The sequence below is a fragment of the Stenotrophomonas sp. SMYL11 genome (genome assembly GCF_036320005.1).
Lineage (GTDB): Bacteria > Pseudomonadota > Gammaproteobacteria > Xanthomonadales > Xanthomonadaceae > Stenotrophomonas > Stenotrophomonas maltophilia_A.
In genome coordinates this window covers 30,248-42,829 of sequence record NZ_JAWIRS010000011.1, presented here as the reverse complement: position 1 = coordinate 42,829, position 12,582 = coordinate 30,248, and the positions used below count along the sequence as shown (strand labels likewise).

15 protein-coding genes, 1 tRNA gene and 1 riboswitch are annotated in these 12,582 nt (G+C 66.2%); of the genes, 10 read left to right on the top strand and 6 right to left on the bottom strand.

What is annotated here, in order from left to right:
* Positions 1 to 51: 51 nt before the first annotated feature.
* Positions 52 to 1,128, bottom strand: coding sequence for an alpha/beta hydrolase (locus V3B46_RS15255; protein ID WP_329892256.1), 1,077 nt, complete (start codon positions 1,126 to 1,128; stop codon positions 52 to 54).
* Between the two features lie 261 nt (positions 1,129 to 1,389).
* On the opposite strand from V3B46_RS15255, the gene V3B46_RS15250 reads away from it, so the two are divergent.
* Positions 1,390 to 1,902, top strand: coding sequence for a P-loop nucleotide/nucleoside kinase family protein (locus tag V3B46_RS15250; RefSeq protein WP_154264935.1), 513 nt, complete (start codon positions 1,390 to 1,392; stop codon positions 1,900 to 1,902).
* 96 nt (positions 1,903 to 1,998) lie between these two features.
* On the top strand, positions 1,999 to 2,832 hold the full coding sequence (locus V3B46_RS15245) for an AraC family transcriptional regulator (protein WP_329892255.1): 834 nt from the start codon (positions 1,999 to 2,001) through the stop codon (positions 2,830 to 2,832).
* Positions 2,833 to 2,835: 3 nt separating this feature from the next.
* On the opposite strand, the gene crcB is transcribed toward V3B46_RS15245, so the two are convergent.
* Together crcB and V3B46_RS15235 are read right to left on the bottom strand one after the other, a co-directional pair.
* Entirely contained in the window at positions 2,836 to 3,228 is a 393-nt protein-coding gene (gene crcB / locus V3B46_RS15240; RefSeq protein WP_329892254.1) for a fluoride efflux transporter CrcB, read from the bottom strand.
* Between the two features lie 82 nt (positions 3,229 to 3,310).
* Positions 3,311 to 3,374, bottom strand: a riboswitch (Fluoride riboswitch).
* Between the two features lie 22 nt (positions 3,375 to 3,396).
* Positions 3,397 to 3,798, bottom strand: coding sequence for a transcriptional regulator (locus V3B46_RS15235; RefSeq protein ID WP_010486043.1), 402 nt, complete (start codon positions 3,796 to 3,798; stop codon positions 3,397 to 3,399).
* A gap of 111 nt (positions 3,799 to 3,909) precedes the next feature.
* Between V3B46_RS15235 and V3B46_RS15230 the strand changes: the two genes are divergently transcribed.
* Together V3B46_RS15230 and V3B46_RS15225 are read left to right on the top strand one after the other, a co-directional pair.
* Complete coding sequence (locus V3B46_RS15230; RefSeq protein ID WP_154263053.1) at positions 3,910 to 4,119, top strand: helix-turn-helix domain-containing protein; 210 nt, start codon at positions 3,910 to 3,912, stop codon at positions 4,117 to 4,119.
* Between the two features lie 353 nt (positions 4,120 to 4,472).
* The gene (locus tag V3B46_RS15225; protein ID WP_032128931.1) at positions 4,473 to 4,709 is read left to right on the top strand and encodes a hypothetical protein; all 237 of its coding nucleotides are present in this window, start codon (positions 4,473 to 4,475) and stop codon (positions 4,707 to 4,709) included.
* A gap of 1 nt (position 4,710) precedes the next feature.
* Here V3B46_RS15225 and V3B46_RS15220 read toward each other — a convergent pair whose 3' ends face one another.
* Both V3B46_RS15220 and V3B46_RS15215 read right to left on the bottom strand, forming a co-directional pair.
* Positions 4,711 to 5,760 (bottom strand): 4Fe-4S dicluster domain-containing protein, encoded by a 1,050-nt coding sequence (locus tag V3B46_RS15220; protein ID WP_329892253.1) that lies wholly within the window; start codon positions 5,758 to 5,760, stop codon positions 4,711 to 4,713.
* Positions 5,757 to 6,044: a hypothetical protein gene (locus tag V3B46_RS15215; protein ID WP_088025584.1), complete on the bottom strand. Its 288-nt coding sequence runs from the start codon at positions 6,042 to 6,044 to the stop codon at positions 5,757 to 5,759. The genes V3B46_RS15220 and V3B46_RS15215 overlap by 4 nt, the downstream gene beginning before the upstream one ends.
* A 179-nt stretch (positions 6,045 to 6,223) precedes the next feature.
* Here V3B46_RS15215 and V3B46_RS15210 point away from each other — a divergent pair, with 179 nt between their 5' ends.
* Positions 6,224 to 6,664 (top strand): group III truncated hemoglobin, encoded by a 441-nt coding sequence (locus tag V3B46_RS15210; protein ID WP_154263057.1) that lies wholly within the window; start codon positions 6,224 to 6,226, stop codon positions 6,662 to 6,664.
* 44 nt (positions 6,665 to 6,708) lie between these two features.
* Positions 6,709 to 8,118, top strand: coding sequence for an oxygen-independent coproporphyrinogen III oxidase (gene hemN / locus V3B46_RS15205; protein ID WP_164171322.1), 1,410 nt, complete (start codon positions 6,709 to 6,711; stop codon positions 8,116 to 8,118).
* Between the two features lie 23 nt (positions 8,119 to 8,141).
* Here the strand turns inward: hemN and V3B46_RS15200 are convergent.
* Positions 8,142 to 8,228, bottom strand: a tRNA-Leu gene (locus V3B46_RS15200).
* Positions 8,229 to 8,359: 131 nt separating this feature from the next.
* Here V3B46_RS15200 and V3B46_RS15195 point away from each other — a divergent pair.
* The 4 genes from V3B46_RS15195 (at position 8,360) to V3B46_RS15180 (ending at position 12,467) form a co-directional block, all read left to right on the top strand.
* Positions 8,360 to 8,794 (top strand): BLUF domain-containing protein, encoded by a 435-nt coding sequence (locus V3B46_RS15195; RefSeq protein ID WP_032128935.1) that lies wholly within the window; start codon positions 8,360 to 8,362, stop codon positions 8,792 to 8,794.
* Positions 8,795 to 8,936: 142 nt separating this feature from the next.
* Positions 8,937 to 10,223 carry a nucleotide sugar dehydrogenase gene (locus V3B46_RS15190; protein ID WP_329892252.1) on the top strand — a complete coding sequence of 429 codons (1,287 nt, stop codon included), beginning with the start codon at positions 8,937 to 8,939 and terminating at the stop codon, positions 10,221 to 10,223.
* A 55-nt stretch (positions 10,224 to 10,278) separates the two neighbouring features.
* Positions 10,279 to 11,901 carry an FMN-binding glutamate synthase family protein gene (locus V3B46_RS15185; RefSeq protein WP_329892251.1) on the top strand — a complete coding sequence of 541 codons (1,623 nt, stop codon included), beginning with the start codon at positions 10,279 to 10,281 and terminating at the stop codon, positions 11,899 to 11,901.
* A gap of 104 nt (positions 11,902 to 12,005) precedes the next feature.
* Positions 12,006 to 12,467, top strand: coding sequence for a GNAT family N-acetyltransferase (locus V3B46_RS15180; protein WP_154263063.1), 462 nt, complete (start codon positions 12,006 to 12,008; stop codon positions 12,465 to 12,467).
* The last annotated feature ends 115 nt before the right edge of the window (positions 12,468 to 12,582 follow it).

Here is a 12,582-nt window from a genome sequence, read left to right as displayed (position 1 = left end):
CACCATAGCAGTCCTTATGCCGCGCCCCTGATGCGCTGCGACACGATGAGCTCAACGCTGGATTGCCTTCAAGGCGTCGACCACCTGTGCTTCAGAGAAGCCACAATGCCCTTCGCCCACCGGCGGCAGCACGCGCGGCAATGGTCGCGCGCCGGCCTGTGCGGCCATCTGCGGATACACCGCCTGCATGTGCGGCACGATGGTGGGATCGTTGTTGTTGAACTGGATCACCAGCGGTCGCTTCAACGCGCCGCTCAGTGCCAGCTTCGCGCGGACATCGGCCTGCGCCGCAGGCACGGCGTCGAGACGCTGCACGCCGGCATTGAACGCCATGTCGTCACCGAAGCCGCGGTAGACCACGCCCCTGTTGCCCACCGGCATGCCGCCGCTACGTGTCGCCAGTTCGTGCAGGACCAGTGCATGCAGGCTGATCGTACCGGCCAGCGCATCCGGAGCAACCTGCAGCCGCCTGGCCAGCACCTCGGCATGTTGGGGATTCTGCTGCAGCGCGCCGGCGATGCCTTGATAGAGGGCTCCCTGCGGCAACGCGGCTGCTTCGCGCGAGGCCAGTCCACTGGCCGGCAGGCCTTCGGCATTGGGGAAGAAGTAATCGAAGGCGACCAGCGTGGTCAGCAGGTCGGCGGCGATCTGTTCGCCACTGAGGTTGGCACCGCAGAGCGAGACGCCACCGGCGTAGTGCTGCGGGTTGCGCTCGAGGCTGGCGAGTGTCACCGCGCCGCCCATCGAGAATCCGAGCAGCCAGGTGTGGTGCACGCGCTTGAGTTCGCCCAGCGCATGCTGGCGCAGGCGCTCCATGTCGGTGATCGCATCGGCCACTGCCCAGCCCTGGCTGGCATACGCGCTCTGCGCGACGGCGTAGCCTGCGGACAGCAGCGTTGCAGTGCTGTCATTGGCGGTCATCGGCGTAGTGCGTGGCACGCCCACCGGCTCGTAGCCGTGCGCCAGCATCACCAGGTCGCCGTTCCAGTCAGCCGGCACGTCCAGGCGCCAGGGGGCGCCCTGCAGCTCACCGCTGAGCATGCGTGGTGCCGTGGGTGGCGCAGCCAGCAGCGATGCCGCAGGCAGCAGAAGGCCGAGGGCAAGCGCGCATCCAAGCAAGGGTCGCATCGTGGTCATTCCATACGGGAATGGCGCCGAGCATAGATCCCCGCAAAACCTTGCGCGCGCTGCACTGCCGCAGAGGATTGCCCGCCGGCCAGGCTGCGCTCTACGCTGGCGGCATGGTCCTGCACAGCACCGCGTCGATTATCCGCATTCCCCACCGGAAGGCGGGATAGCGCGCGGTCGCCACGGCCATGCAACCCGCCCGGGAAGGCGGGTTGCATGCGGCGCTCTCCCGGGTATTGGAATCCATCGAGGAGAACGCAGATGCATCATCTTTCATCGACCGACAATGCGCCGACCCTGCACCTGGTGTGCGGCAAGATCGGTGCCGGCAAATCCACCCTGTCGCAGCAGCTGGCGGCGCAGCCACGCCACGTGCTGATCAGCGAGGACGCCTGGCTGGCCGCGCTGTATCCCGATCAGATTCATTCCGTTGACGATTACCTGCAGCGCGCGGCCGCGCTGCGCGGAGCGCTGACGCAGCATGTATGCGCGATCCTGCAGGCTGGCGTTTCGGTCGTGCTCGACGTTCCGTTCAACACGCCGGCCGCCCGTGCATGGGGCCGCGAACTGTTCGAGTCGGTCGGTGTTGCCCACCAGCTGCATTTTCTCGATGTTCCCGACGCCATCTGCAAGGCGCGGCTGCATGCCCGCAACGCGCGCGGCGAGCACCCGTTCCAGGCCAGCGACGAAGCCTTCGAGCAGATCACCCGTCACTTCGTGGCACCTGCGCGGGAGGAGGGCTTCGTGGTCATCCGTCATTCACAGGATGCTTGAGGGCGCGGAGAGGGCGGCGTTCAGTCGACCATTTCGGTGGCGATTCCGATACGATCTGTCGCATTGAGCCCACCTCGCTTGACCCGGAGTCCCGTCATGGTCGACCGTCTCGCCATACTGCTTGAACGTTTTGCGGTGACCGCCTCGGTATTCCATGCCGGTGCGCTGTGCGGCATCAACACGCTGGAGGGCGAAGACGAGGCGGGTCAGCTGCACCTGGTGCGGCGCGGGCCGGTGCAGGTCAGCCACGGGCAGCAGACCGTGCAGGTCGAAGTGCCGAGCCTGCTGCTGTATCCGCGGCCGATGCCGCATCGCTTCAGCACCGACCCGCAGCAGGGCGCCGACATGGCCTGCGCCAACCTGCATTTCGAGGGCGGCCGGCTCAATCCGATCAGCGCCGCGCTGCCTGATTTCATCTGCCTGCCGCTGGCCGATCTGTATGGTGGCAACGCGGCGCTGGAACTGCTGTTCGAAGAAGCGTTCGAGCAGCGTTGCGGGCGGGCGGCGATGGTCAACCGGCTGTTCGAGGTGGTGATGATCCAGGTGCTGCGCCAGCTGATGGAAGGCGGCGAGATGCGTGGCGGCCTGTTCGCCGGGCTGGGTCATCCGCGGCTGCGGTTGGCGCTGGTGGCGATGCATGAAGCGCCGGCGCAGGCGTGGACGCTGGAAGACCTGGCCGAAGTGGCCGGCATGTCACGCAGCGTGTTCGCCGCCAGCTTCCGCGAGGCGATGGGCACCACGCCGGGCCAGTACCTGCAGGGCTGGCGGGTCGGGCTGGCGCAGCAGGCACTGCGCCAGGGGCGGCCGCTGAAGCGGATTGCCGATGATGTGGGCTATGGCAGCGAAGCGGCGCTGTCGCGCGCGTTCAAGGCGCACACCGGGCAGTCGCCGCGGGAATGGCGGGGACAGGTCCGTGCCAGTGCGGCCTGAGCGTCAGCCCAGCACCAGCCGGGCCAGCTTCATCCCACCGAACAGGCCGGCCAGGCCCAGTGCCACCGAGCCGCCGGCATACAGTGCCGCCAACCCATGCTGGCCACGCTGCAGCAGCAGGCCGATCTCCAGCGCATAGGTGGAAAACGTGGTGTAGCCGCCGAGGATGCCGGTGGCCAGCAACAGGCGCAGCTGCGGCGAGGCGCCATTGCGCATGGCGAAGAGCTCGACCACCACTCCCATCAGCAGGGCGCCGCTGACGTTGATCAGGAAGGTCGACCAGGGCCAGGGACTGCCGACGGCCACCCGCGCCCCGATCAGGTTGCAGGCATGGCGCAGGCAGGCACCGATGCCTCCTCCGACGAAGACCAGGAAATAATTGTTCAGTGTTTGCATGGCGTGCCTCGAATGCGGGTTCGCAGGGTCAATGGCGAACGCCGAGGGCAGGCACGACCTGCCGTCGACGAACACCGGGTTCGTCCTGGCAGGAGCCATCAGCCTTCTCAGGCGGTTATCGGGGGAGCCCCATCCCCATCGCGGTCCATGCTACCAGCGGCGGTGCATTCACGTCATCGAGGTCGTCAATACGCGGGCGACCTTGCTGCGGCTGAAGCCATCCATCAGCAGTTCGAACGCGAGCAGATCCAGCGCTGCATGGCGGCGATGGTCGATCTCCAGCCCGTTCTCGGCCACCAGGTGACTGACCAGCTCGTAGGCGTCCTGCCAGACATCCAGATGGGCCTGGCTGGGGATGTAGGCACTGCCCGGCTCGCCGACGCCGAGCCCGCTGACCCCGTACAGCAGCTCGCGTGCGTCCAGCTTGGCCGCATCGGCGATGCGGAACAGCTGTTCGGCTTTCACGTGCGAGGCGCTCACGTGGTCGTTGAGCCAGTTGCTGATGGTTGCTGTCGTTGATTTGGCGGCGCGTGCCAGATCGGCCGGGCGTGGGTGCCCGGCTTTCTTCATGGCTGCCGCGAGTCGTTGGCCGAGAGTATTCATCTATGCAAGCCAGCTTAACGCGTGGATTGCGAAGAAGCCTTGTCGCAAGAATCAGTCTGGTTAACAGAAGGACCGACCGTGACCGAATTCTGGAGCAAGCGGCAGGTGCGCACCCGGCTGGGATTCCAGACCGATGCCGAACTGGCCCGCTTCTTTGGCATCAGCCGTTCCGCAGTGTCGCAATGGCCGAGGGATTTCCCGATTCCGGCCCTGCGGCAGTACATCCTGCATCAGCGCTATCCGAACCTGTTCCCCGCGACAGAAGCGTCGGTGAGCGAATCCATCTGACTTGCGCCGCCTTTTGTCGCATTTAGCACGCTAAGCGCAGTTTGCTAAGCATGCTTAGCAAAATAGGCAAGATCGATCGATCTGAGGGTCACAATCGGCGCCATCTACTGGAGGCATCGGTCCATGGTTCCCGCGGTCTGTCGGCTTCACCCCATCCGAGGGAGCCGGGGTCCCGTATGTAGTTTCGTGAACGATTAATAATTTCAATCACGAAAGTCGCTGCATGTAATTGACATGTCGTGAAATCTATGACTAATTGGCATCAACCGGGCGTGAAGCCTGGGAGTCTTTCAGTAGCACGCAAGTGAGTCGGTAGACCGTCAACAATGCAGAACAAGTCCAACGGAGGTCGTATGGAATACGGCATGCATGGCTTGGCTGAACGGGTACGCCGCGAACTGGAAGCCAGTTACCACAAACACGGATGCGGTCCGGCGTTCTGGGATACCTACCAGCAGGTGCTGGACCGCCTGGTCCCGCAGGGGACCGAGCGTACCGAAGTCACCAACGAAATGGCGCTGATCATCGAACAGCTGGGCATCGTCCGGCGTGCGCAGCTTGTGCCGCCGCACGCCAGCGGGTCGCGTTGATTCAGAGCAGGCGCCAGGCGCCGCAGGCAAGCAGCGCCAGCAGCATCGACAGCAGGGCCAGGGTGCGTGGTCGCCACCAGCGCCGCGGTTGTCCGGCCATCGCCTGGGGACTGCAGTAACGCAACAGGCCTGGACCGAAACCGGCACGGTGCTGCTGTTGTGCGCAGGCTTCCAGGCAGGCGCCGCAGGCCAGGCAATCGGCCTGCGGCCCCTGGCGGATGTCCAGCTGCATTGGGCAGGCGCTGACACAAGCAGCGCAGTCGGTGCAGTCACCGAGGCGATCGGCGTTGAAGGTCGGCATCGGTCCGGCCAGCAGCGGATGCGCAGCACGGAACACGTAGTCCTGCGCAGTTGTTGGATCGAGCAGGCCACGGCCGCGACCGAGCACGCCGCCCAGACCGGATGGACGCGGTCCGCGTGGCTCGCCGCGGCGGGCGTCGTACAGCATGCGCGGCGTATGCGGATCGGTCAGCAATGGCTGCATGCGTGCGAACGGGCACAAAGAACGGCAGACCTGCTCGCGCAGGAAGCCGGCATTGCCCCAGGTCGCGGCCGCGTAGAACAGCACCCAAAAGGTTTCCCAGCGGCTCCAGCCGGCGTGGGGCGCAGCGGTCACCAGTTCGGCGATGGGGCTGAACAGGCCGACGAAGGTGATCCCGGTCCATAGCGACAACAGCCCCCAGGCCAACTGGGTGGCCGGGCGCGCAGCCGAGGCGGGAAGCAACCGGGACGCGGCGCGGGCGATCCCGTCGAAGGCCCGGCGCCACAGGGTCTGCGGGCAGGCGTGGCCGCACCAGATGCGCCCGGCGAGGTGGGTGAGCAGCGCAAGGCCCACCGCAAGCACCGCAAGCAGTCCGATCAGCACACCGACGTCGCTGGGCCACAACGTCCAGCCGAACAAGTCGAAGCGCCGGGCATTGATGTCCAGCAGCAACGCCTGGCGTCCGTCCCAGCGCAACCACGGCAGCGCGTAGAACAGGGCCAGCAGAACAGCGTTGAGTGTGCCGCGCCAGTGCCAGGGGCGCGGTGTCGTTGTGCAGGGGGTGGTCATCCCAGCGGCAGCTCGTCGTCGTCGTCGCTCGGCATCGGTCGCTGCAGATACCAGGTGACCGCGCTGGACAGCGCCGTTACCGTCCAGAACATGAAGAAGCCTGCGGTATAGCCCAGCTCGCGGCTGATGGCCGTGTCCGGGAAGCTGATCGCCTGCAGGCGCAACGGATCGACGAAGGCGAAGAACACCACGCTGGCCACGCCGGCGGCGATGAAGCTGGGCCAGAGGATGGCGCCCCAATGCTGTATCAGCCGCTGGCGGCGGCTGGGAGAGGGTCTGTTCATGCTGTCCCGGATCGGAAAGTGGGCGGCGCGTATACTTCGCCAGGGTTGGCGAAGCATCCGCAGGGCATGCTTCCTGCAAGCGTGCCAGCCTAGGTGCAGCGGACTGCGCCGACATTGATCTGGATCAACGGCGCTGCCGCCTGGGTGCGGCACACTGCCGGCACGCTTTGGGTACCCCGATGAACGCAGCACCGCCGCCTGTCCTCCCCGTCGCCTCGCCCGAGTTGTGTACAGAGCAGGAAGTGACCCGCCTGGTCCACGATTTCTATGCCCGTGTACGTGAGGAAGAACGGCTGGGACCGGTGTTCGAGGCGCACGTGCATGATTGGCCAGAACACCTGGCACAGCTGGTCGACTTCTGGTCGGCGATGCTGCGCGGTACCCGCCGCTTCAAGGGCTCGCCGATGTCCAAGCACATGGCCATCGAGCTGGACAAGGACCTGTTCGACCGCTGGCTGGTGCTGTTCCGGATCACCACCGCCGAATGCAACAACCCGCCGATGCAGGAACTGGCCAACGACGTGGCCGCGCGCATCGGTGACACCTTCTGGAAGCGCTACCAGATGCTGCGCTGGCCGCAGGTTGGCCTGCCGGTGCTTGGGATCCCCGGCAAGGATTGATCTGGGTCAAGGCGGCGCAGGCCGCCCGGCGCGATGCTGGCGCCATGGACACATTCTCTCCTGCCGCCGGTGGCCTGGCCTGGACCTTCGACCCCGACCTTCTGCGCCGGCACGACCGACCGGGCCCGCGCTATACCTCGTACCCGACCGCGCCGCATTTCCATGATGGGTTCGACGCGCCGGCACTGCGCCAGGCGATCGCCGACAGCAACCAGCTGGCCCGCGCGCTGTCGCTGTACGTGCATGTGCCGTTCTGTTCCAGCCCCTGCTTCTACTGCGGCTGCAACCGGGTGATCACCCGCGATCGCGGTCGTGGCCACAGCTACGTCTCGCGCGTGCTGGCCGAGGCCGACCTGCTGGCGCCGCAGTTCGATGACGGCCGCGAGGTGATCCAGCTGCACCTGGGCGGTGGTACGCCGAACTTCCTCGACGCCGAGGCGATGACCACGCTGGTGGAAGGGTTGCGCCGGCGCTTCGATTTCAGTGATTCGCCGCAGCGCGATTTCTCGATCGAACTCGATCCGCGCTTCATCGACACCCGCGACGTCGCCATGCTGGCGCGGCTGGGGTTCAACCGGGCCAGCCTGGGCGTGCAGGATTTCGACCCGCAGGTGCAGGAATCGATCAACCGCATACAGGGTGTGCAGCAGACGCTGGACATCCTGCGCGCCTGCCGCGACAGCGGCATGCGTTCGGTCAACGTCGACCTGATCTATGGGTTGCCGGGACAGAGCCTGGAAGGCTTCGGTCGCACCCTCGAGCTGGTGCTGGCGCTGCGCCCGGACCGCCTGGCGGTCTACGGCTACGCGCACCTGCCGCATCTGTTCCGCGCGCAGAAGCAGATCGACGAAAGCCGTTTGCCTTCGCCGGAAGACAAGCTGGCATTGCTGGGGCTGGCGGTGGAGAAGCTCTCCGCAGCGGGCTACCAGTACATCGGCATGGATCACTTCGCACTGCCGGAAGAGGATCTGTCGCGCGCACAACGCGCCGGCCAGCTGCATCGCAACTTCATGGGCTATACCACCCACGCCGACACCGATCTGCTCGGCCTGGGCGTGAGTGCGATCAGCCACATCGGCGCCACCTACAGCCAGAATCCGCGCGATCTACCGTCGTGGGAGGATGCGGTGGACCAGGGCCAGCTGCCGGTCTGGCGCGGCGTGGCGTTGAGTGCCGACGACCAGTTGCGCGCGGAACTGATCCAGCAGCTGATGTGCCAGGGCGAGGTGGATGGCGTGCTGCTGGGGCAGCGTCGCGGCGTGGATTTCGAGCAGTACTTCGCCGAGGACCTGCGTTCGGTACAGCGGCTGCAGGAAGACGGCCTGGCCGAATACCGCAATGGCGTGGTGCGCGCCAGTGAACCCGGGCGACCGTTGCTGCGGTTGCTGGCGATGTGCTTTGACCCGTATCTGCGTGCCGCGCACGAGCAACCACGTTATTCGCGGGCAATCTGAAAGCGGGACGTGCTGCGTGCGTGTGGTGCCCGGAGCCGGAATCGAACCGGCATGGGGTTGCCCCCGGCGGATTTTAAGTCCGATGCGTCTACCAGTTTCGCCATCCGGGCCTGCAGCGCGGCGCCGATTGTAGCCCACCTGCGGTTCCGCAACCGGATTGCATCATGGCGGCGGCGTGCTTAACTGTCGATCGCATTCATGTCATAGTCCCTGCCATCGTTCCCAGGGGGGGAGCCACCTGATGTCGCTGCACGCGATTGCCTATGCCAGTGAGGCCCGCGCCGATCTGCAGACAACCGATCTTGACCGCCTGCTGGCCGATGCCACGGCATTCAATCGTGTAGCCGGTGTCACCGGTGTGCTGATGTTCGACGGAGCGCGCTTCCTGCAGTATCTCGAGGGCCCGGAGGACGGCATCGATTCGGTGTTCCAGCGCATCCTCAACGCGCGCAGCCACGGGCAGCTGAAAGTGTTGTGCCGTGCCCCCGTGGTGCAGCGCGCATTTCCGCGCTGGTCGATGGGCACGCGGCGGATCGAGCCGGAGCTGCTGGCACAGATCGTCGACGCCGCGTGGCCCGGTTTCCTGCTTGGCAGCGGTGGATTCGAGCGCCTGCTGCAGGCTTGGACCGGCGCAGACGGTGAACTGGAACCGGCCGCGGTGGCATTGGGGTCCTGAGCCCGCCTTGGCGGCAGGGCGCCGAGGCCGGTAGGCTGTAGCCTTTCTGGCGCAGGTTTTCCGGAGTGGTGCAGCAGATGAGTGTGTTGGCCGAGGCCATGGCAGCGTATGTGCGATCGCATCCGTTGCGCGGGATGTGCCGATGAGTGCGCCGGTAGCGGCGGCCAGCGCACCCCGGTTCGCGGTGATCGGCCTGGGCTACGTCGGCCTGCCGTTGGCGGTGGCGTTTGGCCGGCAGTGGCCGACGTTGGGTTTCGATATCGATGCCGGTCGCATCGCCGAGCTGCGCAACGGCCAGGACCACACGCTGGAAATGGAATCCGACGAGCTGGCCGGTGCGCAGCTGCTGCAGTACGGCAGCGATCCGGCACTGCTCGATGCCTGCAACGTCTACATCGTCACGGTGCCGACTCCGATCGATGCTTACGAGCAGCCCGACCTGGAGCCCCTGCGTTCGGCGACACGGCTGATTGCCAGTCATCTTCGCGCCGGCGACCTGGTGATCTACGAGTCCACGGTATACCCCGGTACCACCGAGGAAGTGTGCGTGCCGCTGCTGGAGCAGGGTTCGGGCCTGCGCTTCAACGAAGACTTCTATTGCGGCTACAGCCCGGAACGGGTCAGCCCCGGCGACCGCCAGCGGCGCCTGGCCGACATCCGCAAGATCACTTCCGGCTCGACACCGGAAGTCGCTGCGGTGATTGATGGTCTGTACCAGCGCATCATCGCCGCCGGTACCTTCCCGGCACCCTCGATGCGGGTGGCCGAAGCGGCCAAGGTGGTCGAGAACATCCAGCGCGACGTCAACATTGCGCTGGTCAACGAGCTGGCCCTGATCTTCGACAGGCTGGGCATCGATACCCAGGACGTACTGGACGCCGCTGGCAGCAAGTGGAACTTCCTGCCGTTCCGGCCGGGGCTGGTCGGCGGCCACTGCATCGGCGTGGACCCGTACTATCTGCTGCACAAGTCCGAGAGCGTGGGCTATCACCCGGACCTGATCCACACCGCACGACAGGTCAACAACCGCGTCGGCGAGCACGTGGCGGCGCGGGTGCTGGCGATGCTGGCCGAGCGTGGCCGTGCGCCGGCGGACGCACGCATCCTGGTGCTGGGCGTGACCTTCAAGGAGGATTGCCCGGACCTGCGCAACAGCCGCGCGCTGGAACTGGCGCAACGCCTGCGCGATGCCGGTGCGCAGGTGGAGGTCAGCGACCCTTGGGTCGGCCCGGCGGCGCTGACCGGCGAGGGCCTGGATTGGCTGGCCGATCCCGGGGCGGGGTGTTATGACGCGGTGGTGCTGGCGGTAGCGCACGCCCGTTTCAAGGCGATGGATGAATCCGCAATCCGGGGCCTGCTGGCGCCGGGAGGCCTGGTCTACGACGTGAAATCGGCCTGGCCGCGCAACGTGGTTGACGATCGCTTGTAGGCCTTGGCAGCCGGCGGCGCGGTAGACTCGGGGGCAGTTGCAACCGAGGAACGCCATGCACCGGTATATCGTCTACCTGCTCGCCATCCTGATGTTCCCGATATGCCTGTGGCTGGCCACGATCTGGCCGGCCTGGTATTGGGGCGTCGGCCTGACTGCCGCGATGGTGGCGCTGGGGACCTGGGACCTGCTGCAGAAGCGCAGCACGCTGCGCCGCAACTATCCGGTGATGGCGCACTTCCGCTACGGGCTGGAATCGATCGGCCCGGAGATCCGCCAGTATTTCGTGCAGAGCGACCTGGAGGACGTGCCGTTTTCGCGCCAGCAGCGTGCACTGATCTACCAGCGCGCCAAGAACGAGATGGACACGGTGCCGTTCGGCACCCTGCGCAGCACCTATGCGGTGGATTACGAGTGGATCAACCATTCGCTGGCACCGACCGCCATCGCCAAGCATGACTTCCGTGTGTTGATCGGCCCGAACTGTGCCAAGCCTTATTCGGCCAGCGTGTTCAACATCTCGGCGATGAGCTTCGGTTCGCTGTCGGCCAATGCCATCCGCGCGCTGAACGAAGGCGCACGCCGCGGTGGCTTCTACCACGACACCGGCGAAGGTTCGATCTCGCCCTACCACCGCGAGATGGGCGGCGACCTGGTGTGGGAGATCGGCTCGGGCTACTTCGGTTGCCGTGACGAGAAGGGCGGTTTCAGCGAGGAACGCTTCGTTGCCAATGCCACCCATGATCAGGTCAAGATGATCGAGGTCAAGCTTTCGCAGGGCGCCAAGCCCGGCCATGGTGGCGTGCTGCCGGCGCCGAAGGTGACCGCCGAGATCTCGGTGACGCGTGGCGTGCCGATGGGTGTGGACTGCGTGTCGCCGTCGCGTCACTCGGCCTTCTCGACGCCGGTCGAGCTGCTGCAGTTCGTTGCACGCCTGCGCGAGCTGTCCGGTGGCAAGCCGGTCGGTTTCAAGCTGGCCATCGGCCACCCGTGGGAGTGGTTCGGCATTGCCAAGGCGATGCAGGAAACCGGCCTGTTGCCGGACTTCATCGTGGTCGACGGCGCCGAGGGTGGCACGGGTGCGGCACCGGCGGAGTTCGTCGACCATGTCGGCGTGCCGATGCACGAAGCGCTGCTGCTGGTGCACAACACCCTGGTTGGCCTGGATCTGCGCGATCGCATCCGCATCGGTGCGGCTGGCAAGATCACCAGCGCGTTCGACATCGCGCGGACCATCGCGCTGGGGGCTGACTGGTGCAATGCCGGCCGAGGCTTCATGTTCGCGCTGGGCTGCATCCAATCACTGAGCTGCCACACCGACAAGTGCCCGACCGGCATCGCGACCCAGGACCCGGCACGCTGGAAGCATCTGGATGCACCGGACAAGGCCACCCGTGTGTACAGCTACCACGAGCATACGCTGCACGCCCTGAAGGAGCTGCTGTGTGCCGCCGGCCTGAACGATCCGGCCGAGCTGGGGCCGGAGCACATCCTGCGCCGCGTCTCACCGGTGGAAATCCGTTCGCTGGCCTCGCTGTACCGCTACCTGGAACCAGGCGAGCTGCTGCAAAAGGTGCCCGACCATGCGGTGTTCCACGCATTCTGGGCCGATGCACGCAGCGACTCGTTCCAGCCGCCGCCGAAGATCCAGGCGCTGCGCGCCAGCAAGTCGCGGTAACCGTCGTTGTAGAGTCGAGCCATGCTCGACTGCCTTTCGATCAGGCATCGCGACGTCGGAACGAAGAACAGCCGAGCATGGGCTCGGCTCTACAAGGAGGCATCATGCAGTTCAGGACCGGCACCATCGACGACGTGGCCACGCTGTGGGCCCTGCGCACGCGCTGCGTGCGCGAGACCTGCAGCAGCCACTATCCGGCGGAGGTCATCGCACCGTGGTCGGCCTCGCCGCCACCGTCGCAGTACGCGCGGCTGCTGGGGCAGGGCGGTTGCGTGGTGGCCGAGGACGATCATGGACGCCTGCTCGGTTTCGGCGTGTTCGATGCCAACGCCAATGAAGTCGATGCGTTGTTCGTCGATCCGGATCGTGGCGGCAAGGGCATCGGCCAGGCGCTGATGCAGCGCCTGTTGGCGATGGCCGATCGTGAGCGTGAGGTGGTGCTGTCGGCCTCGCTCAACGCCGTGCCGTTCTATCAACGGCAGGGGTTCATCAGCGTGCGCGAAGAGGCTTACCCGCATCCCAGCGGCGTGGCGCTGGCTTCGGTGAGCATGCGCAGGCCATGGTGATGTAGCGTCGAGCTTGCTCGATGGCTTTTGTAGAGTCGGGGGGGGGGGGGGGGGGGGGGGGGGGGCGGGGGTGGGGGGGGGGGGGGGGGGGGGGGGGGGGCACTGGGGGGGAGGT